Annotated in this window: 27 protein-coding genes; 7 read left to right on the top strand and 20 right to left on the bottom strand. The window is 64.4% G+C overall.

The genetic code is table 11. The annotated features are described in order from the left end of the window. Positions 1 to 38: 38 nt before the first annotated feature. Positions 39 to 395 (bottom strand): hypothetical protein, encoded by a 357-nt coding sequence (locus GEU84_RS07025; protein WP_152824647.1) that lies wholly within the window; start codon positions 393 to 395, stop codon positions 39 to 41. 197 nt (positions 396 to 592) lie between these two features. Here GEU84_RS07025 and GEU84_RS07030 point away from each other — a divergent pair, with 197 nt between their 5' ends. Beyond that, positions 593 to 799 carry a cold-shock protein gene (locus GEU84_RS07030; protein ID WP_152824646.1) on the top strand — a complete coding sequence of 69 codons (207 nt, stop codon included), beginning with the start codon at positions 593 to 595 and terminating at the stop codon, positions 797 to 799. A gap of 74 nt (positions 800 to 873) precedes the next feature. On the opposite strand, the gene GEU84_RS07035 is transcribed toward GEU84_RS07030, so the two are convergent. The 4 genes from GEU84_RS07035 to thyX all read right to left on the bottom strand — a co-directional run bounded on the left by GEU84_RS07035 (position 874) and on the right by thyX (position 3,035). Continuing rightward, positions 874 to 1,200 carry an arsenate reductase family protein gene (locus GEU84_RS07035; RefSeq protein WP_152824645.1) on the bottom strand — a complete coding sequence of 109 codons (327 nt, stop codon included), beginning with the start codon at positions 1,198 to 1,200 and terminating at the stop codon, positions 874 to 876. Positions 1,201 to 1,263: 63 nt separating this feature from the next. After that, on the bottom strand, positions 1,264 to 1,662 hold the full coding sequence (locus GEU84_RS07040) for a DUF2177 family protein (protein ID WP_152824644.1): 399 nt from the start codon (positions 1,660 to 1,662) through the stop codon (positions 1,264 to 1,266). A gap of 97 nt (positions 1,663 to 1,759) precedes the next feature. After that, positions 1,760 to 2,044 (bottom strand): hypothetical protein, encoded by a 285-nt coding sequence (locus GEU84_RS07045; protein ID WP_152824643.1) that lies wholly within the window; start codon positions 2,042 to 2,044, stop codon positions 1,760 to 1,762. A gap of 70 nt (positions 2,045 to 2,114) precedes the next feature. Continuing rightward, the gene (gene thyX, locus GEU84_RS07050; protein ID WP_152825102.1) at positions 2,115 to 3,035 is read right to left on the bottom strand and encodes an FAD-dependent thymidylate synthase; all 921 of its coding nucleotides are present in this window, start codon (positions 3,033 to 3,035) and stop codon (positions 2,115 to 2,117) included. A 244-nt stretch (positions 3,036 to 3,279) separates the two neighbouring features. Here thyX and GEU84_RS07055 point away from each other — a divergent pair, with 244 nt between their 5' ends. From GEU84_RS07055 to GEU84_RS07065, 3 genes are read left to right on the top strand one after another with little or no spacing between them, the layout of a single operon-like run. Then, on the top strand, positions 3,280 to 4,143 hold the full coding sequence (locus tag GEU84_RS07055) for a HupA family protein (protein WP_152824642.1): 864 nt from the start codon (positions 3,280 to 3,282) through the stop codon (positions 4,141 to 4,143). Between the two features lie 8 nt (positions 4,144 to 4,151). Beyond that, on the top strand, positions 4,152 to 5,513 hold the full coding sequence (locus GEU84_RS07060; protein ID WP_152824641.1) for a surface lipoprotein assembly modifier: 1,362 nt from the start codon (positions 4,152 to 4,154) through the stop codon (positions 5,511 to 5,513). Positions 5,514 to 5,563: 50 nt separating this feature from the next. Continuing rightward, positions 5,564 to 5,992, top strand: coding sequence for a VOC family protein (locus GEU84_RS07065; RefSeq protein WP_152824640.1), 429 nt, complete (start codon positions 5,564 to 5,566; stop codon positions 5,990 to 5,992). Positions 5,993 to 6,189: 197 nt separating this feature from the next. Here GEU84_RS07065 and ribD read toward each other — a convergent pair whose 3' ends face one another. After that, on the bottom strand, positions 6,190 to 7,293 hold the full coding sequence (gene ribD, locus GEU84_RS07070; protein ID WP_338144769.1) for a bifunctional diaminohydroxyphosphoribosylaminopyrimidine deaminase/5-amino-6-(5-phosphoribosylamino)uracil reductase RibD: 1,104 nt from the start codon (positions 7,291 to 7,293) through the stop codon (positions 6,190 to 6,192). Beyond that, positions 7,290 to 7,757 carry a transcriptional regulator NrdR gene (gene nrdR, locus GEU84_RS07075; protein WP_152824639.1) on the bottom strand — a complete coding sequence of 156 codons (468 nt, stop codon included), beginning with the start codon at positions 7,755 to 7,757 and terminating at the stop codon, positions 7,290 to 7,292. The genes ribD and nrdR overlap by 4 nt, the downstream gene beginning before the upstream one ends. Positions 7,758 to 7,991: 234 nt before the next feature. Between nrdR and yghX the strand changes: the two genes are divergently transcribed. Further along, entirely contained in the window at positions 7,992 to 8,879 is an 888-nt protein-coding gene (gene yghX, locus GEU84_RS07080) for a YghX family hydrolase (protein ID WP_152824638.1), read from the top strand. 91 nt (positions 8,880 to 8,970) lie between these two features. Here the strand turns inward: yghX and GEU84_RS07085 are convergent, their stop codons facing one another. The 13 genes from GEU84_RS07085 to GEU84_RS07145 form a co-directional block, all read right to left on the bottom strand. After that, positions 8,971 to 9,336 carry a hypothetical protein gene (locus GEU84_RS07085; RefSeq protein WP_152824637.1) on the bottom strand — a complete coding sequence of 122 codons (366 nt, stop codon included), beginning with the start codon at positions 9,334 to 9,336 and terminating at the stop codon, positions 8,971 to 8,973. Next, positions 9,320 to 9,883 carry a hypothetical protein gene (locus tag GEU84_RS07090; protein ID WP_152824636.1) on the bottom strand — a complete coding sequence of 188 codons (564 nt, stop codon included), beginning with the start codon at positions 9,881 to 9,883 and terminating at the stop codon, positions 9,320 to 9,322. Before GEU84_RS07090 ends, GEU84_RS07085 begins: the two co-directional genes overlap by 17 nt. A gap of 9 nt (positions 9,884 to 9,892) precedes the next feature. Then, positions 9,893 to 11,887: an RNA polymerase sigma factor RpoD gene (rpoD, locus tag GEU84_RS07095; RefSeq protein WP_152824635.1), complete on the bottom strand. Its 1,995-nt coding sequence runs from the start codon at positions 11,885 to 11,887 to the stop codon at positions 9,893 to 9,895. A gap of 105 nt (positions 11,888 to 11,992) precedes the next feature. Beyond that, positions 11,993 to 13,960 (bottom strand): DNA primase, encoded by a 1,968-nt coding sequence (gene dnaG, locus GEU84_RS07100; protein WP_152824634.1) that lies wholly within the window; start codon positions 13,958 to 13,960, stop codon positions 11,993 to 11,995. Positions 13,961 to 14,237: 277 nt separating this feature from the next. Next, positions 14,238 to 15,377 (bottom strand): amidohydrolase, encoded by a 1,140-nt coding sequence (locus GEU84_RS07105; protein WP_420899274.1) that lies wholly within the window; start codon positions 15,375 to 15,377, stop codon positions 14,238 to 14,240. A gap of 2 nt (positions 15,378 to 15,379) precedes the next feature. Beyond that, positions 15,380 to 15,919 (bottom strand): sarcosine oxidase subunit gamma, encoded by a 540-nt coding sequence (locus tag GEU84_RS07110; protein ID WP_338144770.1) that lies wholly within the window; start codon positions 15,917 to 15,919, stop codon positions 15,380 to 15,382. Then, positions 15,912 to 18,830 (bottom strand): sarcosine oxidase subunit alpha family protein, encoded by a 2,919-nt coding sequence (locus tag GEU84_RS07115; RefSeq protein ID WP_152824632.1) that lies wholly within the window; start codon positions 18,828 to 18,830, stop codon positions 15,912 to 15,914. The genes GEU84_RS07110 and GEU84_RS07115 overlap by 8 nt, the downstream gene beginning before the upstream one ends. Continuing rightward, positions 18,827 to 19,102, bottom strand: a complete 276-nt coding sequence (locus GEU84_RS07120) for a sarcosine oxidase subunit delta (RefSeq protein ID WP_152824631.1) — start codon at positions 19,100 to 19,102, stop codon at positions 18,827 to 18,829. Before GEU84_RS07120 ends, GEU84_RS07115 begins: the two co-directional genes overlap by 4 nt. Continuing rightward, the gene (locus GEU84_RS07125; protein ID WP_152824630.1) at positions 19,093 to 19,470 is read right to left on the bottom strand and encodes a hypothetical protein; all 378 of its coding nucleotides are present in this window, start codon (positions 19,468 to 19,470) and stop codon (positions 19,093 to 19,095) included. The genes GEU84_RS07120 and GEU84_RS07125 overlap by 10 nt, the downstream gene beginning before the upstream one ends. A 10-nt stretch (positions 19,471 to 19,480) precedes the next feature. Then, the gene (locus tag GEU84_RS07130) at positions 19,481 to 20,731 is read right to left on the bottom strand and encodes a sarcosine oxidase subunit beta family protein (RefSeq protein ID WP_152824629.1); all 1,251 of its coding nucleotides are present in this window, start codon (positions 20,729 to 20,731) and stop codon (positions 19,481 to 19,483) included. Between the two features lie 131 nt (positions 20,732 to 20,862). After that, a complete protein-coding gene (locus GEU84_RS07135) occupies positions 20,863 to 22,074 on the bottom strand; it encodes a radical SAM protein (RefSeq protein WP_152824628.1) in 1,212 nt (403 codons plus the stop codon). Continuing rightward, positions 22,067 to 22,408, bottom strand: coding sequence for an SPASM domain-containing protein (locus GEU84_RS07140; RefSeq protein WP_174539370.1), 342 nt, complete (start codon positions 22,406 to 22,408; stop codon positions 22,067 to 22,069). The genes GEU84_RS07135 and GEU84_RS07140 overlap by 8 nt, the downstream gene beginning before the upstream one ends. Positions 22,409 to 22,526: 118 nt before the next feature. After that, positions 22,527 to 23,960 (bottom strand): Glu/Leu/Phe/Val family dehydrogenase, encoded by a 1,434-nt coding sequence (locus GEU84_RS07145; RefSeq protein ID WP_152824626.1) that lies wholly within the window; start codon positions 23,958 to 23,960, stop codon positions 22,527 to 22,529. Positions 23,961 to 24,326: 366 nt separating this feature from the next. Between GEU84_RS07145 and GEU84_RS07150 the strand changes: the two genes are divergently transcribed. Together GEU84_RS07150 and GEU84_RS07155 are read left to right on the top strand one after the other, a co-directional pair. Next, positions 24,327 to 26,045 (top strand): TadE/TadG family type IV pilus assembly protein, encoded by a 1,719-nt coding sequence (locus GEU84_RS07150; protein WP_152824625.1) that lies wholly within the window; start codon positions 24,327 to 24,329, stop codon positions 26,043 to 26,045. After that, complete coding sequence (locus GEU84_RS07155) at positions 26,042 to 26,572, top strand: TadE/TadG family type IV pilus assembly protein (RefSeq protein ID WP_152824624.1); 531 nt, start codon at positions 26,042 to 26,044, stop codon at positions 26,570 to 26,572. The genes GEU84_RS07150 and GEU84_RS07155 overlap by 4 nt, the downstream gene beginning before the upstream one ends. Positions 26,573 to 26,576 lie beyond the last annotated feature (4 nt).

A 26,576-nucleotide genomic window follows, 5' to 3' on the forward strand; every position in this document is an offset into this window, starting at 1 on the left:
CCTGCAACACCAAAAGGCGCAGCGCAGGCTGCGCCTTTTCAATAGGCATCAGGCTGTTTTGCGGCCAGTGCCAAGACCCCGCCCAGACCGCACATGGCAATCGGGAACATGGTGAAAACGCCAAAGCCGAAGCCCGCCCACAGCCCCGCCGCCGAAGCCAGCAGCAACACCCCCGCCGCCACGTTGCGCGACCGCGCCATGGCGGCACCGGCAATGGCCAGGATCGGCGAAAGAAAGCTGGCGGCGCGCACAAGCTGAACATTGTCAACCTGTTGCGCGAAATCGCCGATCTCGCCTTGGGTTTCGATGAAGGTGGTATAGCCGTAACCGAAGAACCCGACGATCATCCCCCAGATGCCACCGATGATGCCCAGAACAAGTGCCGCGTTGCGCATGTAAGCCTCCGTTTGTCGCTATATGGGGGCTGGCAGGCCGCACCACCATGCCTCTTGATTTTCAGCGCCGTTTTGGCATGATTTTGCAGGTGACAACAGACGTTCTGACGCCTTCCTGTTCCAGGCAGCACGCGGAAGACCTGGCTGCACGGCCTGCCGCAATGACGCGGCGGGAGGGCTGATGAAGGAGAGACGGCATGCCGACGGGCACCGTGAAATGGTTTAACAGCACCAAAGGTTTCGGCTTTATCGCGCCGGACGATGGCGGCAAGGATGTGTTCGTGCATATCTCGGCGGTCGAGCGGGCGGGGCTGAAAGGCCTGAACGACAACCAGAAAATCGGTTACGAACTGCAATCGGGGCGCGATGGCCGCGCATCGGCCGCCGATCTGCGGCTGCTGTAAGAACAGTCTTGCCAGCATCTGCGCGGCCCGCGTCGATGCGGGCCGTTTTTGATGGTGCGGCAATGCCTTGCGGCTCAGACCAGCAGTTTGCCCTGCACATCGGCACCCCAGCCCAGCAGCAGCCGGTCTTCATCGCGGATCACCGGGCGCTTCATCAGCGTGGGTTGGGCAGCCAACTGCGCCTCGGGTTCTGACGCTTTCAGCCAGTCCGACAGCCCGCGCCAGGTGGTTGACTGGCGGTTGATGATCGCATCACCGAATTCCATGACCAGTTCGGCGATCTCATCCTCGGTCAGCGGATCGGCGCGGATGTCGCGGAAGGTCACATCCTTTCCCGCCGCCTCCAGCGCCTTCAGCGCCTTTTTGCAGGTGTCGCAGGTCGATATTCCGTAAAGGATCATGGCAGCGATTCCGGTCACAGGTCTGTGACCGTCAGGCTAAGGCGTTCTGCCACATAGCACAAGTCACGCAACGGCCCGCGCCGCCAGCACCCCGGCCCAGGCGGCGATGCCAGTGATCGCCGTGCCCCAGGCCCAATCCACCGCCACCATGCTGGGGTGCCAGTCCCGCATCACCGTCCAGCTTGTCAGCTCATACGTGCCATAGGCGACGAACCCCAGCACCGCGCCGTTGATCAGCGCCGCAGTGGGATTGCCCTCGCGCAGCGCAGGCAGGCCCGCGAACCACATTATGCCGAACATGTAGGTCAGATAGAACAGAGCCGCAGGGCCCAGCCGCAAGCCATCCAGCAGTTGTGTCTTCAGGTGGGTCTGGAACAAGGGCTGGATCACCGATCGCAACATGATGGCATCGGCCACCAGAAAGACCAGCGAGGTGGCAAGGAAAAGGACGGCAATGGCCATGGAACGCTCCGCTGTTCTGATTGGATTTGCCAGATAGCGCGCGGGGGCCGGGCGGACAGGGGGGCGGCGGAAAAGGGGTTCAGTCCGGGAAAGTCACTCAGGCCGGGTTGGGCAAGGGCGCATCCCAGGCCTCGCCCATCGCCACGATGCAGGACTGGCCAGATGTGTAGCGCAGCACCAGCGTCCAGCGGCCATTGGCGGCGGCCCAGACCTCCATCACCGAATCCCTGTCACGCAAGCCGCTGCCCTGAAGGCCTGCCTGATACTGCCCGGTCAGCCGCTGCTCCATCTGCTGCCGCGGCGCGCAGATGATTTCGGCAATGGGCGATGCCGTGACGGGGGTGGCGAGGAGGAGGGCCAAAAGGGTGAGTCGCAGCTGCATGCATGGAAGTGTAACATGGATGTGACGGTTTTCGGCCGTGTTTCACATCAAAAATGTGGTGCCAAGCGTCTTAACCCCACACCCCCACAAACTCCCGCCATTCCCCTTTCGACATCCCCGATTCCTCCCAGCCCACCACTTCCCCTGCCAGCCGCCGTTTCAGCACCGCCACCGCCTTGGCCGACAGGTTCTCGCCGCCCATCCGGTAATCCTCGAACGCCGCATGGGCCAGCGGCACCCAATCCTTCACGCAGGCGGCAATCGCCTCGGCATAGACGCGGATTTCGTATTGCGCATGGGCGTCGGCGCGCAAGCGCAGGAAGTGGAACAGGTTGTGCAGGTCGGTCTTCCAATACCACTGGGTATAGGTGTTCATCGGCAGGTTCATCCGCGCCAGTTCGCGCGCCAGCCCCTGCTGCGGGCTGCCGTCGGGCTGGGTATCGGCCAGCATCGCCTCGTAATGGTCAAAGGCCCGGCCCGCATCGGATTTCAACAGATCGAGCACCCGCGCCGCCTCGGCCCCTTCCAGCACCGCGCCGCGCCCCTGGTTGTTCACCGTGGATTGCGCGGCCAACTGGTCGGGCGCCGGAATGTAGAACTCCCGGTCAAGGATCGAATAGCGGGCGGAATATTCGTTCACATTGGCGGTGCGGTGCCGGATCCATTGCCGCGCCACGAACACCGGCAGTTTCACATGCAGCTTGATCTCGCACATCTCGAACGGGGTCGAATGCCAGTGCCGCATCAGATAGCGGATCAGCCCCTCATCATTGCTGACATGCTTGGTGCCCGCGCCGTAGGATACGCGCGCGGCCTGCACGATGGCGGCATCATCGCCCATATAGTCGATGACGCGGATGAAGCCGTGGTCCAGCACATCATGCGCGCGATACAGATGCGCCTCCATGCCTTCGGACACGGCGCGCAGGGTCATGCGTGGCGTGGCGCGGGCGGCTGCGATCTCGGCGGTCTGGTCGGGGGAAAGGGGCATGGTGGCCTCGGTCTGAAGATGGCCCATATCTATGGGGGGGGGGTGGCAACAACCCTACAAGATGCAGGGACGCCCCGGCAAGGCTTGCCACCGGCGCGCGACCTTTTTGCATCAAGCCCCGCCGCAGCGGCAGGGCCAGATTGACAGGTGGCCTGCGACACAGCAGACTTGTCGCAAAAGAAACGAGCAGTCAGGCAATTCCATGGATTTTCGCAAGCTGGCGCCTTTGGCGCTCTGTATCGCTATGGCCGCATGCAGCGGCAATCCGCTGAACAACGGCGATGATGGTGACGGCGATGGTGATGGCGACGGGGGCGGCAGCGATGTGCCGGATTCCGTGGCCGGACGCCTGGTTTCAGCCACCTATGAACCCGGTGCCGACACGATCCTGGTGAACATCCGCTCGCAGGATGACCCCTCTGTCGAAGCAGTCTACACCCGCGACGCGCGGTATGATGTCGAGGATTACTTCGGCTATACCTCGCAGGAGACCACATCGAACCGCATCACCGTGGCGCTGGTGAAACAGGTGGGCAATACCAAGGCCGCCGTCGCGCTGAACGGACAGTTCGCCGAATATTACGCGGGCGGCACATTCTCGCGCGAGGGCCTGTTCAATTTGCCGACCAGTGGCGTCGGCAATTCGGCCAACTATTCGGGCACCTACACCGGCCTTCTGAACGCGGGCCCCACGGTTTCGGGGCCGGGCGGCGACCTGGACCCGATCCAGCCGCGCCAGACCACAGGCCGCGCCCTGATCACGGCGGATTTCGCCAAGATGGAACTGTCGGGCGGCATTGATCAGCGCCGCGTCACCGGAACAGATGGCGATGCCGGCGCTTTGCCCACCGCGCTGCTGCGCACGACAGACATCAGCACCGATGGCAGGTTCGAGGGCATTGTCACCGTCCGCGATGACGAGGACGGCAGCCTTCAGGACGCGGGTGACTATGCTGGCCTGTTCGGCGGCGCGAATGCGCGCGAGATCGCGGCCCTGCTGGTCTTCAACCCGATCCCCACAAACCAGGCCCTGTTCGAGCATGGCCTTCTGGTGCTGCCCTCCTGCGCCACCGGCGGTGGTCCGGCCTGCCCCGTCGCATCCCCCTGACGCGGCCGATGGTCCGCGCCTTGCGTGCCCTGCGCCGTACCTGTGCCGCATTGGCGCTGGTGGTTCTGGCCGCTGCCCCCCTGCGTTCGGAAACGACGGTGGCCCTTGCCGTGGAGGAAGCCCGCCTTCTGGCGCGGCAGGCGCTGGAGGCGGGGCAACCCGATCTGGCGCAATCCATCGCCGGGGCGCTGCTGCAACGGGACCAAGGCGATGTCGCGGCCTGGCTGCTGATGTCGGCGGCCGAAGCGCGGCGGGGCCGCGGCACGGCCGGGGTTCAGGCCGGGCGGCGGGCCTTTGCGCTGGCCTCTACCCCAGAAGCACGGTTCGAGGCGGCCTATCTGACCGGCATCGCCCATGCGCAGGCCAGCCAGGATCTGCGCGCGAAACTGTGGCTGCGCCGCGCCGCCGAGGCTGCACCGGACGCGCAGTTGCGCGCCGTCGCAGCGCAGACCTTTCAGCAGGTTTCGTCCGAGTCTCGCCTGTCGCTGGGCTTCAGCCTGAACATCGGCCCGTCCGACAATGTGAACGGCGGCAGCCTGCATGACACGTTCTATGTGATCGGCATCCCCCTGCCGATTGCCGAGGCTTTGCCGGGCGGCACCTATACGGGCGCTGCGACGCTGCGCTACCGGCTGGCGGCCTCGGCCCGCGGGGTGACGGAACTGACCGGCGCGCTGCAACACCGGGGTGTCTGGCTGTCTGACCGCGCCAAGACGCTGGAGCCCGGCGCAAAAGCCTCGGATTACGTCGTCACAGGGCTTGATCTGGGCCTGACGCGGCGCTGGCAGCCGGGCGATGCGCCGGTGATGCTGACACTGGGCGGCGGCATTGGCACGCAATGGCTGGGCGGTGCGCATCTGACCGACCGGATCAGCGGCGAATTCAGGCTGGACCATGTTCTGTCTGCCCGCAGCCGCTGGCAGTTCGCGCTGCTGGGCGAACAGGTCTGGCAACCCGCCGATCCGATCCGCAACGCCACCAGCCTTTCCGCCATCGCCAGCCTGCAACAGCAGACGGGTGCGCGGGGCGGCCGGCTGCATGTCAGCCTCGGCCTGCGCGACACGGCATCCGATGCGGCCACCGTCGCGCACGAGGCGGTGTTTGGCCGCGTCAGCTGGCAGCCTGGCCTGCTGCCCGGCGGCATTGCCGCCGAACTGGGGCTGGGTCTGGAACTGCGCGATTACGGCAAGGCCCCTACCCCCAGCCCCGACCGCAGGGTCGAGGCCGATCTGGCGCTGACCTTCACCGAACTTGATTACATGGGTTTTGCCCCGCGCGTGAACCTGCGGCTCAGCCGCAACCATTCCGATTTCGTGCTGCGCGACAGCCGCGACTTTTCGCTGGGCTTCGGGTTGCGCAGCGCGTTCTGACCGCCGATAAACAGCGTCGCAACAACCCATCCGGGGCAAGGGAGACGCCGATGCAGATCAAATACCTTCACACCATGGTCCGCGTGCTGGATCTGGAAAAATCGCTGGCATTCTACAAACTGCTGGGGCTGGAACAGACCCGGCGCATCGACAACGAGGGCGGGCGGTTTTCGTTGGTGTTTCTGGCCCCGCCCGGCCAGCCCGAATGCCCGGTGGAACTGACCTGGAACTGGGATGGCGATGCGGGCCTGCCGTCGGATTCGCGGCATTTCGGCCATCTCGCCTATGCGGTGGCGAATATCTATGACACCTGCGCGCATTTGCAGGCCAATGGCGTGGTGATCAACCGCCCGCCGCGCGATGGCCACATGGCCTTTGTGCGCAGCCCCGACAATGTATCGATCGAGCTGTTGCAGATGGGCGACGCCCTGCCCCCCGCCGAACCCTGGGCCAGCATGGGCAACACCGGCCACTGGTAAGTCCTGCTCTGGAAGGGCGCAACACCGCGCCCTTTCATCACGGCAAATATCCCGCCGCAGGCCTCCACCCCCTGCAAGGCGCGCCTCCGGCAGCAGCCCAAATGCCTGATCACAAGGCCACGCCCTCAAGCTTTCTTACTGGCCCAAATATCCTCGCCGAAGGCCTCCACGCCCGGGAACAAGTGCCATCGTGGCGGTCACGCGCCCGCAAACCCCCAGCGCGTCATCACATCCGCGCCCACCGCGCGCGATTCCAGCCGCCGCAGCCGGGGCGCCGCGGCCAGCGCCGTCAGCCCCAGAGGCCCGATGCCCGCCAGCCCCTCGGCCCCGATCAGCGCGCCCGCGCTGAACTGCACCAGTTCATCCACCAGCCCCGCGCGGATCAAACCGGCAGCCAGCGTGCCGCCGCCCTCGCAGAAAACCCGTGTCAGGCCCCGCGCCGCAAGGGCCTGCATCGCGCGGCGCAGGTCCACCTGCGGGCCCGGGCCGGCAATCTCGATCAGCTCCGCCCCGGTGGCCAGCCAACCAGCCCGTGCGGCCTGTGGGGCGGTGGCGGTATGGCACAGCCAGACCGGCACATCCCGCGCCGTGCGGCCCAGACGGCTGGCAGGGCTGTGCGACAGGCGGCTGTCGATCACGATCCGCAAGGGCTGATGCCCGGCCCCCAGATCGCGCACCGTCAGATCGGGGTCATCCGCGCGCGCCGTGCCTGCCCCCACCAGCACCGCATCATGCGCCAGCCGCTGCGCATGCACCGCGCGCCGCGCGTCCGCCCCGGTGATCCAGCGGCTTTCGCCCGTTGCCGTGGCAATCCGCCCGTCCAGCGTGGTGGCCAGTTTCAGCGTGACATAGGGCAGCCCCTGCGTGACACGCTTCAGGAAACCCGCATGGGCCGCACGGGCCTCGGCCTGCAACACCTGCCCGGTCACCGCGATGCCTGCCGCCCGCAGCAGCGCATGGCCGCGCCCCGCCACGCGCGGATCGGGATCCTCCAGCGCCGTCACCACCCGCGCCACGCCTGCCGCGATCAGGGCCTCGGCGCAGGGCGGGGTGTGGCCGTGATGCGCGCAGGGTTCCAGACTGACATAGGCCGTGGCGCCCCGCGCCAGCGGCCCCGCCTGCGCCAGTGCCCGCACCTCGGCATGCGGTCGCCCGCCGGGTTGGGTCCATCCCCGGCCCACCACCCGGCCAGCAGCGACGATGACGCACCCCACCGCCGGGTTCGGCCATGTGCGGCCAAGGCCGCGCCGCCCCAGGGCCAGCGCATGCGCCATGTGGCCCGCGTCGCTTTCAGCGCTCACTCTTCGGGCGCACCGGCGGGGCGCAACTCGGACACGAATTTGTCGAAATCGTCTGCCGCCTGGAAGTTCTTGTAAACGCTGGCAAAGCGCACATAGGCCACGGTATCGATCCGCGCCAGGCTTTCCATCACGATATCGCCGATGGTGCGCGAAGGAATGTCGGTATCGCCCAGGCTTTCCAGCCGCCGCACGATGCCCGAAATCATCTGGTCGATGCGTTCCGGGTCGATGGGCCGTTTCTGCATGGCTATGCGGATCGCGCGTTCCAGCTTCGTGCGATCGAAATCCTCGCGCTTGCCGGAATTCTTGATGACCACCAGATCGCGCAGCTGCACCCGCTCATAGGTGGTGAAGCGCCCGCCACAGGCCGGGCAGAACCGGCGGCGGCGGATGGATACATGATCCTCCGCCGGGCGGCTGTCTTTCACTTGGGTGTCGATATTTCCACAGAACGGGCAGCGCATGGCCGATCCCCCTTGTTGTCTGGTGCCTGCCTCAAGCTGCGGGGTTGTTCACCCTCTTGTCCACGACGACTATAGGCAGGCCGCGAAGTATTGCACAGAAGATTTTCCAGCCCACCACATGAGGGGATGCCACCTGTGGCGTTCCGGACTCACGCCGGTTGACGCTTCTGTGATCGGACAGCGCCAGCAATGACGCTACCCTTCCGCCGAACGCAGACGGCAAGGGAGCCCGCCATGACCCGCATGACCGCCAAGGATTTCCACCCCGAGATCCTCGAACTCTATGACTTCTACGCGCACGGCAAGATCACCAAGCGCGAGTTTCTGGACCGCGCCGGGAAATTCGCCGTGGGCGGGCTGACCGCCGCTGCCATTCTGGGCATGATGAGCCCGAATTACGCGCTGGCCGAGCAGGTCAGCTTCAACGATCCCGACATCATCGGCGATTACATCATGTATCCCTCGCCCAATGGCCATGGCGAGGTGCGCGGCTATATGGTGCGCCCGGCGGCGGCCGAGGGGCCCCTGCCCGCGGTCGTGGTTGTGCATGAGAACCGCGGCCTGAACCCCTATATCGAGGATGTGGCCCGCCGGCTTGCCAAGGCCGGTTTCATGGCGCTGGCCCCCGATGGCCTGACCTCGGTGGGCGGCTATCCGGGCAATGACGCCAAGGGCCGCGAATTGCAGCAGACGGTGGACGGCACCAAGCTGATGAATGATTTCTTTGCAGCCGTCGAATTCCTGATGGCGCATGAAGGCTCCACCGGGCGCGTCGGCATCACCGGTTTCTGCTATGGCGGCGGCGTGTCGAACGCGGCGGCGGTGGCCTATCCCGAACTGGCGGCGGCCGTGCCCTTCTACGGCCGTCAGGCAGCGGTTGAGGATGTGCCGAAAATCAAGGCCCCGCTTCTGCTTCACTACGCCGAAACGGATGAGAACGTGAACGCGGGCTGGCCCGCCTATGAGGCTGCACTGAAGGCGGCAGGCACGCCCTATGAGGCCCATATCTACCCCGGCACCAACCACGGCTTCCACAATGATTCAACGCCGCGCTATGACGAAGCAGCGGCGGAACTGGCCTGGGAGCGGACGCTGGCGCATTTCAGGGCGCATTTGGGGTAACGCGACGCTTGTCGCTGGCGCAGAATCCGCTGCGCCAGCGACAAGAAACTGCGCGAAACATCACATGACACCGCAATTTGCCTGGGCACCCCTATTGGGTTGCGCCCGACCTTACCGTTTTGGTCTTGGAGGTTGAAATCGTGGATTGCCGGTCCGGTGCACTTGCCGAAGCCGACCCGCGCATGACATCCAGCGCGACCTGCGCGACGCCTTGCCGGTTGCCCCGCAAAGCCACAAGCTGACCTCTGACCTGATCAACGTCGAACCTTATGCAAAACGGCTTCATCAGCTTGATGATCTCATCGGCGCAACCCGCCGGGTCGCTGTTGACGAGCGAGCGCACCAGTTTCATCGCAGAACTTGAATGATGCAACGGCAGACCATCACTGGTCAGCGGCTGCCCATCATAAGTCAGGCGCAGATAGCGCCCGAAAATCTGTTCAACGTGGTCCTGCATATCGAGCCTCACTGTGCAAATCTACCACACTCACAAGCAGACTTACACCCAAAAACCTGACCAAACCCACCACTGCGCGTTCCACCGTTGCGACAAAGGGCGGCCTCAGCACCTCGTGCTCCCAGTCATCAAGATAGAGTGAAGGACTTCCCGGCGGCAACCTTTGGCGCAACACGATCATGTTGGCCGAGCCCTGCGCCATGGCAAGCCGCAGCGCGATGCTTGGATAAAGCGACCAGCCGTTCATCGACCTTTCCTCGTGGACGCTTCCCGCAGCGAGAGGGCCGTTCAGACACAGTCCGCGGTAAACCTCATAACCGCCGGCATCGCAGCGCGTTTGAACCAGATGGGCCAAACCGGCCAAGGCCACTGACATCTGATCACCATTGCGATGCGCGCGTATGTCGCCAGCCAGCACGCCGAACTGGTAGGCTTCCAGCAGATTCCTGTGTTCGGGCGCCTCAACCCAATTCTGCCATGCCGCAAACGGCGCAAACCCCTTTGACTTTGCGGCAAACCACTCTTCAAGATTGGCAAACTCGTCCAAGCCGTTGCATCACTGATCCAGGAAACTCCGCAACTTTCTGCTCCGGCTGGGATGCTTCAGCTTCCGCAGCGCCTTGGCCTCGATCTGACGGATACGCTCCCGCGTGACCGAGAACTGTTGCCCTACCTCTTCAAGCGTGTGGTCGGTGTTCATGCCGATGCCGAAGCGCATCCGCAGAACCCGTTCTTCGCGGGGTGTCAAAGATGCCAGAACCCGCGTCGTGGTTTCCTTCAGGTTCTCCTGAATGGCCGAGTCCAGCGGCAGGATGGCGTTCTTGTCCTCGATGAAGTCGCCAAGCTGGCTGTCTTCCTCGTCGCCGATCGGGGTTTCCAGCGAAATCGGCTCCTTGGCGATCTTCATCACCTTGCGGACCTTTTCCAGCGGCATCTGCAGCTTCTCGGCCAGCTCTTCCGGCGTCGGTTCGCGGCCGATTTCGTGCAGCATCTGGCGGCCGGTGCGGACCAGCTTGTTGATCGTCTCGATCATGTGCACCGGAATGCGGATGGTGCGGGCCTGATCGGCGATGGACCGCGTGATCGCCTGGCGGATCCACCATGTGGCATAGGTGGAGAACTTGTAGCCCCGGCGGTATTCGAACTTGTCCACGGCCTTCATCAGGCCGATGTTGCCTTCCTGAATAAGATCAAGGAATTGCAGCCCACGGTTCGTATATTTCTTGGCAATCGAGATCACCAGCCGCAGGTTCGCCTCGACCATTTCCTTCTTGGCCTGACGCGCCTCTTTCTCGCCCTTTTGCACCTGATTGACGATGCGGCGGAATTCGGAAATGTCCACGCCGACATACTGGCCGACCTGGCTCATCTCGGCGCGCAATTCGTCCACCTTGTCGCGCGATTTTTCCATCAGCGCCTGCCAGCCGCGCCCCGATTTGGCCGCCATCCGGTCGGCCCATTCGGGGTCCAGCTCATAGCCCTGATATTCGTCGATGAATTCGCGGCGGTTGATGCGCGCGGCATCGGCCAGTTTCACCATGCCGGAATTGATCGACATGATCTTGCGGTTGATGCCGTAAAGCTGGTCGATCAGGGCTTCGATCCGGTTGTTATGCAGGTGCAATTCGTTCACCAGCAGCACTATCTCGGAGCGCAGTTTCTGATAGGCAGCCTCGTCGACCGCCGAAAAGCGGTTGGCGGCGCTCATCGTGGCCGACATGCGCAGATCCTGCATCTCGGCCAGCCGGGTATAGTCGCGCGCAATGATTTCCAGCGTTTCCAGAACGCGGGGCTTCAGCGCCGCCTCCATCGCGGCCAGCGACATGGCCGACGCCTCGTCATCGTCATCGTCTTCTTCCACCCGGCCCAGCGGGTTGCCGTCGGCGTCTAGTTCCGGCTCGTCCGAGGCAGGGCGGCGCGGCGTGGCTGTGGCGGACACGTCCACATCCTCCAGCCCCGGGCCTTCCAGTTCATCGTCACCATCCAGGCTGCGGCCAAAGGTGGCCTCAAGGTCGATCACGTCGCGCAGCAGGATGTCTTCGGACAGAAGTTCGTCGCGCCAGATGGTGATCGCCTGAAAGGTCAGCGGGCTTTCGCACAGGCCCAGGATCATCGTGTTGCGGCCGGCCTCGATCCGCTTGGCGATGGCAATCTCGCCCTCGCGCGACAGAAGTTCGACCGAACCCATCTCGCGCAGATACATGCGCACCGGGTCATCGGTGCGGTCAAGCGTTTCGCTGGTCGTGCCCGAAACGGCGATCTCGCGTGAACCCGAGGCGACCTCGACCAGTTCACCGGCCGGTTCGCCTTCTTCGGCCTCGTCATTCTCGATCACGTTGATGCCCATTTCCGACAGCATCGACATCACGTCTTCGATCTGTTCGGACGACACCTGTTCCGGCGGCAGCACGGCGTTCAGCTGGTCATAGGTGATGTAGCCACGTTCGCGTGCGTCGGCGATCATCCGTTTGACGGCGGCCTGGCTCATGTCCAGCGAGGCTTCGGCTTCCTGCTCTTCGGGTTTGCCGTCGTCGGTGTCTTTGACTGCCATGAAAGCTCCTTGGGGACGAGACCGGCGATTCGGAACCTGACAGGATCGAATCGTTCGGGCGTAGTTATCGAATCAATAGCGCGAATCACAGATGGGGGAAGCGCATTACCCCTTTTTCTTTAGCCAGACCTGCCCGTCGATCAGGTTTTGCAGGTGCTGCGACAGCGCGGCACGGTCTTCGCCCATGTCGGAGGCATCCTCCAGATTGGTCTTTCCGGCCCGGTTCACCGCATCGCTGGCCTGCGACAGACGCCAGGTCAGGCCCTCGTCGGCCAGACCCGACAGGTCTTCCACCGCATCCTCGATTTCCCGCCGTGCCCCGCGCCGCGCATCCAGTTTGGCAAGCCCCTCGGCCACGCACATTGCGGCCAGCTCTGCGTCCTGCGCATTGCGCACCGGGGGGGCCGACTGCACATGGCTTTGCGCGAACAGCGTTTCAAGGACCGCGCGTTGATCTTCGTCGATTTTCGCGCGGAAATCGGGGGCATCAGCGTGGCGCAACAGCGCGCTGCGCAGCCGGTCATGGTCGGGGCTTGTCAGGTCCACCACTTCCAGCACGGATTCAAAGTGATGAATCAGCGCCGGATGCACAACCAGCGTGGCCAGCAGCACCGCCTCCAGCACCAGCGCCTCTTCACGGCTGGAGGCCAGCAGCGAGGTGTCATCGGGGCGGCTGGAGGCCAGAAGCGAGGCTTTCGCGTTGGCCACCGGCCCCAGCGCCACCGCCTGACGCGGCTGGCCGGGGCGGAACGGCGCGCGCGCCGTCGGTTTGCGGCCGCGCTGGCCAAAGAGTTCCCAGCGCAGGCGCTTGATCTCTTCGCCGTAGTGGCCACGGATCGACGGATCCTTGATGCGCGTCAGCGCCGCGCGCAGCGTCTTGTCCAGTGCGGCCTTGCGCTCGGGGCTGTCAAAGTCGCGGCCTTCGGTTTCACGCTGCCACAGCAGGTTGACCATGGGTTGCGCCGCATCCAGCACCCGCTGCATGGCTGCTGCCCCCTGTGCCTTGATCAGGTCATCGGGGTCTTGGCCCGTGGGCAGCACGGCGAAACGCAGGCCCTGCCCCGCCTCCAGCAGCGGCAAGGCAAGGTCGATCACCCGCAGCGCGGCGCGGATGCCCGCCGCATCACCATCCAGCGCGATGACGGGTTCGGGGTGGATGCGCCACATCAGGCGCAGTTGATCCTCTGTCACCGCCGTGCCCAGGGGGGCCACAGTGGCATGAAACCCGGCCTCGCTGAGCGCGATGACATCCATATAGCCTTCGGCCACCACAAGGGGCTGGCCCTTGCCCGCCGCCTCGCGTGCGGGGCCGATGTTGTAAAGACTGCGGCCCTTGTCGAACAGTTCGGTTTCCGGCCCGTTCAGGTATTTGGCCCGCGCGTTCGGGTCCATCGCCCGGCCGCCCAGGCTGATCGCCCGCCCCCGCGCATCGCGGATGGGAAAGATGATGCGGCCACGAAAGCGGTCGTATGGCGTGATGTCGCGGCCACCCTCATCCGGCTTGATGCACAGCCCCGCATCCACAATCAGATCGGGCGCGATGCCCTTGGCCGTCAGCGCCTGAAACAGCCCTTGCCGGGCGTCGGGGGCAAAGCCCAGCTCAAAGCGGTCTTGCCCCTCGACCGACAGGCGCCGCTTTGCGATATAGTCGCGCGCCGCCGCCCCCGCGCCCGATCGCAGTTGCAGGCGGAAGTATTTCACCGCCTCTTCCATCACCGCCACAAGCTGCGTGCGCCGGTCAGCCTTTTGCGCGGCCATCGGGTCGCGCGCGGGCATCGGCATGCCTGCTTCGCGCGCCAGTATCTCCACCGCCTCCATGAAGCCGACATTCTCGGTTTCCTTGATGAAGCTCAGCGCGTCACCCTTGGCATGGCAGCCGAAGCAATAGTAAAACCCCTTGCGGTCATCCACATGGAAAGACGCGGATTTTTCCTGATGGAACGGGCACGGCGCCCACATGTCGCCCTTGCCTTGGTTCGACTTGCGCAGATCCCACACGACCTTGCGCCCCACCACCTGTGACAGCGAGATGCGGTTGCGCAGTTCGTCAAGGAATCCGGGTGGCAGGCTCATGTCTTCTATATCGGCCCTGCCTGCGCCCGAGTCCAGTGGTCCGCCGGGGGCGGGCCCCCGGCGGTGTCTCCGGCGGGGGACTGCCGGAGGGCCGCCGGTGGATCAATTCCCGGCGGATGCGCGTTTGAGGGGTCAGAAGGCCGTTGTTCCCACGTTGCCCGGCGGGCCCAACGGGGTTTCTGTGCGGGTTCGGGATCGGCCGCGGCACCTCCTTTCGCAGGGAAAGGTTTAGCCGCGGGCGCGCGCCGGGTCAGGTGACAAATGCCGTCATGGCGGGTCAGCCCAACAGATCGCGGATCACCCGCAGAAAGGCGCGTGTGCCCAGCGGGATCAGCGCATCGGGAAAATCATAGTCGGGGTTGTGCAGGGCCGGGCTGGCCTCGCCCGCGCCAAGATAGAACATCGCCGCCTTCGCGCCCGCGCCAAACCGGCCGAAATCCTCGGATGCGCGCAGGGGCATGGTGCCCGCAATCTGCGCAATCCCCTCGGCCTGCAACGCGGCCGCCATCAGCGCGGTCGCCCCGGGGTCATTGGTGCAGGCCGCAAATATGTCGTGATAGCTGATGCTGACTTTCAGCCCGCCCTGCCCTTCGGCCCGTGCCAACGCCTCGGCCCCCGCCACCAGCGCCGCCATGCGGTCATCGCGCACCGTGCGCAGCGTGGCCCAGACCTGCGCCTCGCCCGGGGTGATGCCAAAGGCAGGCTCACCCATCCGGGCATGCGTCACCGTGACCAGCCGGAAATCATCGGACAGTTCGCCCCCCGGCCCCAAGGCCATCAGCCCCGGGATCAACCGCGCCACCGCCAGGGCAGGGGAAATGCCCGCATCGGGCTGTGCAGCATGCGAGGTCTTGCCGGTCAGCACGATCTTCATGCCGCGCGATGCACAATTGGCCGGGCCGGGTTGCAGCACCACCTTGCCCAGCGGCAGGCCGGGCAGATTGTGCAGCGCAAAGGCATAGTCCGGCGCAATGGCCGCAAAGGCCGGATCGGCCAGCACCGCCGCCGCACCCGAACCATCCTCTTCCGCCGGCTGGAACAGCAGCACCGCCCGCCCCCGCGCAGGCCGCCGCCGCGCCAGCACCCGCGCCACCCCGGCCAGAATGGCCGAATGCCCGTCATGGCCGCAAAGATGCGCCGTGCCGGGGGTTTCGGACTGGTAGTCGAGCCCAGTCAACTCATGTATCGGCAGCGCGTCCAACTCCGACCGGATCATCACCGTGGGGCCATCGGCAACGCCATCGAACACCAGCGCCACGCCATGCCCGCCAAGGCCGGTCAGCACAAGGTCGGGCGCGGTGGGTGCCAGAAAATCCACCACGGCGGCGGCGGTTTCACGTTCCGCCCCCGAAACTTCGGGCCTGCGGTGCAGCGCGCGGCGAAAGCCGGTCAGGTCCACCACATCGGCATTGGTCAGCATCAGGCGCCCACCGCCGCGCGGGCGGCCAGCGCCTTCATGGCGGTTTCAATCTCGTGCCAAGCCGTCTGCGCCATCGAGCGGAACACCAGCAGCGTGAACCCTTCGCCATCGCGCCAGATCACCGCCGCCATGTGGTTCAAGGGCGCGCGTGCCGCCCTGCCCGGCGGAAAGGCCGCAACCCGCAAATCCAGCGGGATCAGGCGCATCAGGGCCGCCGCCGCATCCGGCCCGCTTACCGACAGCGCGGCCCAGCCATCCGACTGGTCGGTGGTGGCGGCAGGCAGCCCCTCCAGCAGCGGGCCGATCAGAAAGGCCTGATCGCGGCCTGTCCACACGATCAGATCACCGCTGCTTTCGTTGAACGTGTTCGGTGCGGGGAACGACAGGCCAAGGCTGCGCAGCGCCTGCGACAGTTCCGCCTCGCGCCCGGCAAAGGGCGCGACCGAGGTGATGGGCCCGGGCACAGCCTCGGCCAGTGTCACGCCGCCCATGGTCAGCGATTTCCCGTCCAGCGGGGATTTGGCGATCAGACTAGGCACGCAGTTTCGCTCCTTCCTTGTCGTGGAACACCGGGTCGGCAACCTCGCACAGCAGGTCGATCTTGCGCAGATGATCGACCAGCCGCACCATCTCGCCCCGCCGCGCGCGCCCGTTCTGCAAGAACGCCAGCCCCAGCGAGGCCCCCAGCGTGGGCGACCAGCCCACCGATGTCACATAACCCTGGCTGTTGGCGCGGTTCACCGCAGCACCCGGGGTGAACAGATGCGCCCCCGCCGTCAGGGCCGCATCGCCCACCGCCTTCAGCCCCACCAGTTGCTGACGATCGGGGCCCAGCATGCCGGGGCGCGTGGCCGCCGCCTTGCCGATGCAATCCTTTTTCGGGCTGATCATCTTTTCCAACCCGATGTCAAAGGCCGTCACCCGGCCGTGAATCTCGGCATGGGTGATGAAACCCTTTTCGATGCGCAGCACATTCAGCGCCTCCATCCCGTAGGCGCCGCCGCCCATGGTTTCGGCCCGCGCCAGCAGGTCGCGGAACAACGCCTCGCCATAGCGGGCGGGCACTGCGATCTCATACCCTTCCTCACCGGAAAACGAGATGCGGAACAGCCGCGCCGGGGTGCCGTGGATGCTGACCGCGCCACAGGCCATGAAGGGAAAATCAGCGGGCTGATCCAGCACCGAATTGACCAAGGCCCGCGCCTTGGGCCCGGCCACGGCAAATTGCGCCCAGTTTTCGGTCACGGAAATGGTCCGCAGATCCCAGTCGGCGCAAAAGGCCTGCTGCACGAAATCCAGATGCCGCATCACCTGCCCCGCGGCGGCGGTGGTGGTGGTCATCAGGAAATGGTTTTCGCCCAGCCGCGCGGTGGTGCCGTCATCCATCACATGCCCGTCTTCGCGCAGCATCAGGCCATAGCGCACCCGGCCCACCGGCAGGGTGGAAAACGTGTTGGTATAGACGAAATCAAGGAAACGCGCGGCATCGGCCCCCTGAATGTCGATCTTGCCGAGGGTAGACACATCGGCCACCCCCACCGTGCCGCGCACCATCGCAACCTCGCGGTCGCAGGCCTGCCGCCAGGTGGTTTCACCCGGGCGGGGGAAATAGCTGGGCCGATACCACAGACCCGCCTCGATCATCGGCGCGCCCCGTTCCACCGACGCGCCATGCGAGGTCAGGAACCGCTGCGGCGCAAAGCCTTCGGCCTTGCCGCCCGCGCCCATCGCCGCGATCGACACCGGGCTGAACGGCGGGCGGAAGGTGGTGGTGCCGGTTTCCGGAATGCCCCGGCCCGTCGCATCGGCCAGCACCGCCAGCGCCGCCACGTTCGAATTCTTGCCCTGATCGGGGGCCATGCCCTGCGTGGTATACCGCTTCATATGTTCGACCGAGGCGAAGTTTTCCTGCGCCGCAAGTTTCACATCCTTGACCGTCACGTCATTGGCATAGTCCAGCCACGCCCGCCCCTTGCCGGGCACCGCCCACAGGGGCTGAATCGCATAGGGCGCGTCTTCGGCTTGCGGCAGGGCCGCATCGGCGGTGGCATGACCCATCGCCTGCAATGCAGCCTGTGCAGCCTCTGCCCCTGATGCCAGACAGGCCTGCGTCGAAAACACCCCCGATGCCGCCCCCGCCGGGATCAGCCCCGGCACGGCCCCCGGCGCAGGCAGGAAAGCCGCAAGCGTTGCATCCCACACGGGCCGCCCGTTCATGTGGCAGGTCAGGTGCAGCGTGGGGTTCCAGCCGCCCGACAGGCCCAGACAATCGGTATCAATGTGAAGGTTGCCGCCCTTGTGGCTTACCGTGATGCCGGTCAGCGCCATGCGCCCTCTGGTGCCGGTCACGACGGCCCCGGCATAAACCGGGCAATCCTCGACCAGCGCGGCATCGGGGCGGCTGTCGATGATCACCGCCACCTTGACCCCCGCCGCCATCAGGTCACGCGCGGTCTGGCGGGCATGGTCGTTGTTGGCGAAAATGGTGATGCGCTTGCCGGGGACCACGCCGTAACGGTTCAGATAAGTGCGGATCGCCGAGGCCAGCATCACGCCGGGCCGGTCGTTGTTTTCAAACGCAATCGGGCGTTCCAGCGCCCCGGTTGCCAGCACTGCCCGCCCCGCCACGATGCGCCAGAAGCATTCGCGCGGCAGGTCGCCCGTGCTGGGCAGATGCAGCCCCACCCGTTCCAGCGCGCCATAGGTGCCGTTGTCATAAGCCCCGGTCACCGTGGTGCGCGGCATCAGCCGCACGTTGGGCAGCGTGGCCAGTTCGGCCAGCACCTGCGCCGCCCAGTCGGGGGCCGCGATGCCGCCAATCATGCCGCTGTCGGACAGCAGCGCGCCACCCATCCGGGCATCCTCATCGGCCAGGATCACATCGGCCCCGGCCCGCGCGGCGGTCAGTGCCGCCATCAGGCCCGTGGGACCAGCACCGATCACCAGCAGATCGCAAAAGGCAAAGGCCTTTTCATAGGCCGCCTCGTCATGCCGCCCCGACAGGCTGCCCAGCCCCGCGGCGCGGCGGATCACCGGCTCATAAAGCTTTTCCCAAAAGGCGCGCGGCCACATGAAGGTCTTGTAATAGAAGCCCGCGCTCAGGAACGGGGCCGCAAGATCATTCACCGACAACAGGTCATGGCGCAGCGAGGGCCAGCGGTTCTGGCTTTTGACCTCCAGCCCCTCAAAGATTTCCTGCACCGTAGCGCGGACGTTCGGGGTCTGCTGGCGATCCTCGATCACCTCCAGCAGCGCCGAGGGTTCTTCGGAGCCCGCCGTCAGAACACCCCTTGGGCGGTGGTATTTGAAACTGCGGCCCATCAGCCTCACGCCATTGGCCAGCAGGGCCGAGGCCACTGTGTCGCCCTTGAACCCGCTGTAATCCACCCCGTCAAAACGAAACCGCACCGGCGTGCCCCGGTCGATCAGGCCTTTGCCTGCGATCCTCATGCTGTGGCCTCACGTTTCAGGTCGGCCACCAGTTCGGTCGCCAGTATCTCATGCGTCAAGGTGTTGCGGGTGACACGCAGCCAGGATGCGCAGCCAAGCTCATGATACCACAGGTCTTTCGTCACCCCCGCCGGGTTGTCGCGCAGGTGCAGGTAGTCATCCCATGCCTGGGGCGCGGCACCCTCGGCAGGCCGGTTCAGATAGTCCTCGGACCCGTAGTAGTAAAACTCCCGCCGGTCGCGGGGGCCGCAGAGGGGGCAATTCAGGCGCATTGATTACCCTCGAACAGCTTATTCAGTGCCTTCCGCGACCTCTCTACATCGGAAGCTGCCAATAAAAGCTTCATAGCAGCTATTGGCACTTCCAATTTTGTCACATACCCGCGCTCTTGAGAGCCTTTGCCAAGGACAAAAAATTCAAAGACCAATTTATTATTAACGATTTTGAAAGTTGGTATCGTTTCTTGAAACCCCTCTTCCCCTTCGGAAGCGAGGCGAAAATGGGCACTTGAACCGAGACGATTAAAGAACGCCTTCCTTAAATCATCAGATGACGGAACCATTGTTTCGTCTAATTTAAACCTACACTCTAACGCAAGGGTTGCAAGCGATTCATCAAAGTCTACTTTTTGCGAAGCCATAGCCACCACCTCAATGCAAATTATGTTGCGAGCCCGTGCCTTCCTCGTCGAGGATATGGCCGGTGCGGAAACGGTCGAGGCGGAATTTCGCGGCCACCTCGTGCGGGGTGTCGGTGGCCATCAGATGCGCCATGCACCAGCCTGATGCCGGCACGGCCTTGAACCCGCCGTAGTTCCAGCCGCAGTCGATATACAGCCCCTCCACCGGGGTCTTGTCGATGATGGGCGACCCATCCGGCGTCATGTCCATGATGCCGCCCCAGGACCGCAGCACCTTGGCGCGCCCGATCATCGGCATCAGGGTCATCCCCGCCTCCATCACATGTTCGACCATCGGCAGGTTGCCGCGCGACGCATAGCTTGCGTAGAAATCCAGATCGCCCCCGAACACCAGACCGCCCTTGTCGGACTGGCTGATGTAGAAATGCCCCATGCCAAAGCTGATCACATGGTCGATCACCGGCTTCAACCCTTCGGACACGAACGCTTGCAGCACATGCGATTCAATCGGCAGACGCATGCCCGCCATCGCAGCCACCTGCCCCGACCGGCCCGCCACGATGATGCCCACCTTCTTTGCTCGAATGGCGCCGCGCGTGGTCTGCACACCCTTCACGACACCGTTTTCGATGTCGATCCCCGTGACCTCGCAGTTCTGGATCAGATCGACCCCGCGCTGATCGGCCCCGCGGGCATAGCCCCAGGCAACGGCATCATGGCGGGCCGAGCCGCCGCGCCGGTGCAGAAGCCCGCCATAGATCGGAAAGCGGGTCTGCTCGAAATCGAGGTAGGGCAGCAGCGCCCGCACACCCTCGCGGTCCAGCAGTTCGGCGTCATCGCCCTGATTTATCATCATGTTGCCACGCCGCACGAAGGCATCGCGCTGGCCGTCGGAATGGAACAGGTTGATCAGCCCGCGCTGGCTGTGCATCACGTTATAGTTGAGGTCGGCCTCCATCCCCTCCCACAGCTTCATGGAATGGCTGTAGAATTCGGAATTGCCGGGCAGAAAGTAGTTGGCGCGCACGATGGTCGTGTTGCGCCCGATGTTGCCCGAGCCGAGATAGCCTTTCTCGACCACCGCGATATTCGTGTAGCCGTGGTTTTTCGCAAGGTAATAGGCGGTTGACAGGCCATGCCCGCCACCGCCGATGATGATCATGTCATATTCGGCCTTCGGCGCCGGGTTGCGCCAGGCCGGTGTCCAGCCCTTGTTGCCGAACAGCCCCTCGGTGATGACCCTGAAGCCTGAATAACGCATGGCACACCTCTTGGACTGGCTGCGCCAGTAAACCTGCTTGGTGGCGAAGTTTCAATGTTCTGCGCATAAATCCTTGCCCGGATACGACAAAGCATGTCGCTTCTGCAGAAGTGCGGCGAAACGCCCGCTGGTCAGGCGGGCGCAGACATGGGCGCCACGTCCAGTTTGATGCGGCTGCCCTCCAGCAGGGCATAAGCCTCGTCCAGATAGCGGTTCACCAGATCGGGCTCGTCCAGCAGCGACTGCGCGCGGTCCGCGTCACGAAACACGAACAGGTGGCGCACATACAGCAGATCCGCCTCCAGATCGCGGGCGAGGCGGATGAAATCGGGGAACTGCCGGATATTGTTCTTCTTCAGCGTCCAGGACAGGCCAAGCCGCGGCCTGCGCATCAGATCAGAGGCATTCCGCATGTCCTGAAAATGCGCGATGTTGTTCAGCACAAGCGCCAGACTGGCCCCGCCCCGATTTGCGCCAAACACGTCCTGCGTCATGCCGTCGATGGAAACGGTAAGGGTATGCAGCACAGCCAGCGTCGCCGCATCCAGCCGCTGACGGATGAAATAGCCGTTGGTCACGCAGGTCAGCAGCACGCGGTATTCCTCCAGCAGGCGCACCATCCGCTGCCACAGCGGCTTGCCGACCATCATCGGCTCGCCCCGACCCACGAGGTTCAGCAGCGTCAGCGCCGGGAACGCCTCTTGCGCCAGTCGTTCAAGCATGTCGCCGTCGAAGGCCGCCTTGCGGTTATTGGCGTCATGCGCATCCGCCGCGCCGTGGCTGCTGCAATGCGAACAGGTCAGATTGCAGCCGGCGGTCAGTTCCAGACTGATGGATTCGGGCAGATGCGGCAGGGCGACGCGGCGGTTCGCCTCGCTGATCTGCACCGCGCGGCGCACCTGTTCCTTGAGGGCCGACAGATGCGCCAGACGCGACAACTCGCCAGCCTCCGATGCGGGCAGCAGACGCGCGGCCTGCACCGTCACCCGCCCCGGCGTGTAGGGCAGCGCATCAAGCCGCAGGCGCAGATGGCCGGTCTGGCGCGCAGGCGCAGGCAGCAGCAGACGCAGGGTTTCGGCGCGGCCCCGGTGGCGCAGCTTGAAACAGATCACCCGGTCTTCGGCAAAACCCTGGCGAGGCTCGCAGGCGTAATAGAGTTTGCTGTAGTCATAGCTGCCATCTGCGGGATGCGCCGTCACCGTGATCTCGATGAAGCCGTCGCCGGGCTGCGGGTGGAAAAGGCCCAGCAGATGCGACCGTGGATCGGGGCGGAGGAAGGCCTGCATCAACCCGATCCCCGGCCCCCAATCCCGCGCCATGCGGGCCAGAAACGCCTTATCCATCGCCCGAGAACCTGCGGAAATCCCAAGATTTTTCAGTGTATGCCGCACCTTGCTTCAAGGCGGCGGGTTCGTGCTTTTCCCAGGCGCTGCGCTGGCTGTGGTATTTTATCTCGCGGAACCAGCAGTTGCGGCATTGTGGCCATTCGGCCTCGGTCCCGAAGGCCGCGCGCACACCCTGCATGCGCGGACCGTTCCAGATTGCCTCCAGCCCGGTGGCGGCATCCAGCCGCCCGGCATGTTCGGCAAAGAAGTTGGCGCAGGTCACCACCTCGCCATCAACCATGATCACGGCTGTGCGGTGGAAGAACAGGCAGGTCTGGTCGATGTCGGGCATGGCACATCCCCCCTCGCACCGTCGTGATGCCATCAGCAAAGCACGCAGCCTTCTGCACGACAAGACGTTCTGCGCCCGGCGCTGCTGGGGGGCGCTGTTTCCGGCGCCCCCCGCCCGCTTACAGCCCTTTTGACCGGTAGGTCGATGCCACCCGGCTGATCGACACGATATAGGCGGCCACGCGCAGATCCTCGACATCGCCGCGCCCGTGCCAGACCTCGCGCATCGCCTGATAGGCGGTGCGCATCGTGTCATCGAGGCCCGAGCGGACAAGCTCCAACTCGCCCGCGCCGCGCAGGTAGCTTTCCTTGAAACCGGGGTTCAGCGTCCAGCCCAGCCCCTTGTCAGCCGAAAGCCGCTCCAGTTCGTTCACCAGCAGGTGATGCCGTGCCTCTTCGGCGCGGCGCTGCATGCGGCCGAACCGAATATGCGACAGGTTCTTGACCCATTCGAAATACGACACCGTGACGCCGCCCGCATTGGCATACATGTCGGGGATGATGACGCAGCCCTTCTTGCGCAGGATCTCGTCGGCGCCAAAGGTGATCGGGCCATTCGCCGCCTCGATGATCAGCGGGGCCTGGATGCGGTCGGCATTGCCCAGGTTGATCACGCCCTCCATCGCTGCGGGGATCAGGATGTCGCAGGGCAATTCCAGCAGTGTGGCACCATGTTCCACATATTGCCCCACCGGGCAGCCCTTCACGCTGCCACCCGAGATGTTCAGGTGCTGGCGGATCGCCTCGATGTCCAGCCCGTCATGGTCCACCAGCCCGCCGTCACGCTCGATCACGGCGATGATCTTTGCCCCGTCCTCTTCGGACAGGAACTTGGCGGCGTGATAGCCCACGTTGCCCAGACCCTGCACCACCACGGTCTTGCCATCCAGATCGCCGGAAAGTCCGGCCTTTGCGGCATCCTCGGCATGGCGGAAGAATTCGCGCAGCGCGTATTGCACGCCGCGGCCCGTCGCCTCTACCCGGCCCTGGATGCCACCGCCTGACAGCGGCTTGCCGGTCACGCAGGCCTTGGCGTTGATGTCTGTGGTGTTCATCCGCGCATATTGGTCAGCGATCCAGGCCATCTCGCGCTCGCCCGTGCCCATGTCGGGGGCAGGCACGTTCTGCGCCGGATTGATCAGGTCGCGCTTGATAAGCTCATAGGCGAAGCGGCGGGTGATCTGTTCCAGCTCGTGCTCGTCCCAGGCGCGGGGGTCGATGCACAGACCGCCCTTCGATCCGCCGAACGGCGTTTCCACCAGTGCGCATTTGTAGGTCATCAGCGCCGCCAGCGCCTCAACCTCGTCCTGGTTCACGCTCATCGCATAGCGGATACCGCCCTTCACGGGTTCCATATGTTCGGAATGCACGGAACGGTAGCCGGTGAATGTCTCGATCTTGCCGCGCAGCCGCACACCGAAGCGCACGGTATAGGTGGAATTGCAGACCCGGATCTTGTTTTCCAGCCCCGGCGACAGATCCATCAGCGCCACCGCGCGGTTGAACATCAGATCGACGGATTCGCGGAAACTCGGTTCACCTGCAACATGCATGCCATATCTCCCTTTTCTGGCGAAGATGCCTGCTTTCCGGGCATCTTCGGCCTGAGCCTATCTGCCGTTCGTGAAGATTTCATCCGCAATCCGCCGCAGCGTCGCAATTCCTGCCGGTGCGGGTGATTCGCATGCTCGGGCGACGCTGGATGGCTGGCAGGCCGCGTGTCGCCAAGCGGCGAACAATCACGGGCGCATTGCGGCACCGTTTCGCAGGCTGCCGGATTTCGTGAAAACAAGCGGATTTTCGCCATATTTCCGCCCAACGGCAAGGTTACGCACTCATTTGGTCGCGGTCTGCGCGCGGCCGGGAACACCTGCGGCCCCCCGGAACCCCGGGAAAAGCGGCCACGGAAGGAATGCGCCATGACACACCCCACCAGCCCGCACCTTGGGCAACAGCCGCGCAAAGCCCGCATCATCGGCCGCTTTGCCCGCGACGAAGGCGGCGCACTGATCATCTTCACGCTGATGCTTTTCGTGCTGATGGTGATGATGGGCGGCATGGCCGTGGACCTGATGCGCTACGAAGCCACGCGCACGGCGCTGCAACAGGTCAGCGACCGCAGTGTTCTGGCGGCGGCGGCCCTGTCGCAGGATCTGGACCGCGAAGGTGTGGTGGAGGACTATTTCGACAAGGAAGGCTTCAGCGCATATCTGGTCGATGTGTCCAGCGACGAGGGCCTGAACTTTGCCAATGTCGCTGTGACGGCAGAGGTGCCCTTGCAGCCGTTCTTCATGCACATGCTGGGCATCGACAACCTGAACGCCCCTGCTGCAAGCGCGGCTGAACAGCGCATCACCAATGTGGAAATCGCGATGGTGCTGGACGTGTCACGCTCGATGGTCGTGACGCCTTCGCGCATCGTGAACCTTAAATCGGCCGCGCGCGAGTTTGTGCGCACGGTGCGCGGCAATGACCCGGAAAACCGCATTTCGATCAGCCTTGTGCCCTACAACGGCCAGGTGAACCTGGGCCAGACCCTGCGCGAGAAATACAACGAGACCCATGTGCACGGCATGACCGACGTGAACTGTCTTGACCTGCCGACAAACACCTTCAGTGCACCCGGCCTGTCGCGCAGCACGGCGCTGGCCATGACGCCGCATGCGGATGCCTATTCGTCCTCCGACAACACCAATGGTTTTGTATCGTTTACCAGCACCGACTACGCGATACCCAACCCGCTGAACCGCTGGTGCCCGCCGATGCCCGACAACATCGTGCGTGTGCACCAGAACAACGTGGAAACGCTGGAAGCCCAGATCGAGGCGCTGGACGCGATCGGCGCAACCTCGATCGACCTTGGCATGAAATGGGGCGCGGTGATGCTGGACCCGGGCACACGCGGAATCGTGACCGAAATGGTGAACGCAGGTCAGGTGCCGGCGGTCTTTGCCGGGCGTCCGTTCGACTACACCGACCGCGAAGCCATGAAGGTTATCGTGCTGATGACCGATGGCGAGAATTTTGACGAGACCCGCATCAGGGATGCCTACCGCACTGGCGATTCGACCATCTGGCGCGGAAATTCCGACAACAATTACTCGGCCTTTCACGCCAGCCGCGTCTCGACCAACACTTCCACCGCGATCTGCAACAGCCGCCCCTTCTATGTGCCGCACCGGAATCAGTGGCACTCGCGACCGTGGAACGGCACCGTCCCGTCATCCACCGCCTGTTACAGCCAGACCGCCACCTACACCGGCGTAACCCGGCAGACCTGGCAGCAACTGTGGTCCAACCAGCGGGTCAGCTGGGTTGCCTGGCAGCTTTACGCCCGCGCGCTTGGCGGCACCAACTCAGGCAACCGCAACACCCAATACAACACCTGGATGAACAATTTCCGCGAAGTGATCGACAGCACCGATATGGATGACCGGCTGCAAGACATCTGCAATTCCGTCAAGGCGAACAATGTGATCGTGTTTGGCATCGCGTTCGAGGCCACATCGCACGGCATCAACACGGTGCGCAACTGTGCCACATCGAACAGCCATTTCTTCGACGCCGACGGGCTGGAAATCGCCACCGCGTTCCGCGCCATCGCCAGTCAGATCAGCACGCTGAGGCTGACCCAATGATGCGCTTCATGCGACGGCTGGGCCGGGGCTTCCGGTGCGAGAATGGCAGCGCCACGGTGGAATTCGTGCTGACGGTGCCGGTGCTGTTCACCATCTTCATGGCCTCATTCGAATCCGGCCTGCTGATGACCCGTTCAATCCTGCTGGAACAGGCGGTGGACCGCACCATGCGCGAACTGCGGCTGGGCCATCTGCCCAATGCAACGCATGATTCGCTGAAAACCGAGATCTGCGACCGCACGGTCATTCTGGCCAATTGCGCCGGTTCCATCCTGATCGAACTGGTCCCGGTGAACACGAACACCTGGGTCATGCCGACCACCACCACCACCTGCGCCGACCGCTCGGACGAGATCCAGCCCGTGACCACCTTCACCCAGGGCGGCGAGAACAACATCATGCTGGTGCGGGTCTGCGTGATCCAGGATCCGATCTTTCCGACCACCGGCATCGGTCTTGCCCTGCCCAAGGATGGCTCGGGCGGCTACGGGTTGCTGGCGGCCTCGGCCTTTGTGAATGAACCGTAAGGGG

Origin of the sequence: Fertoeibacter niger, assembly GCF_009380135.2 — a bacterium.
Classification (GTDB): domain Bacteria; phylum Pseudomonadota; class Alphaproteobacteria; order Rhodobacterales; family Rhodobacteraceae; genus Fertoeibacter; species Fertoeibacter niger.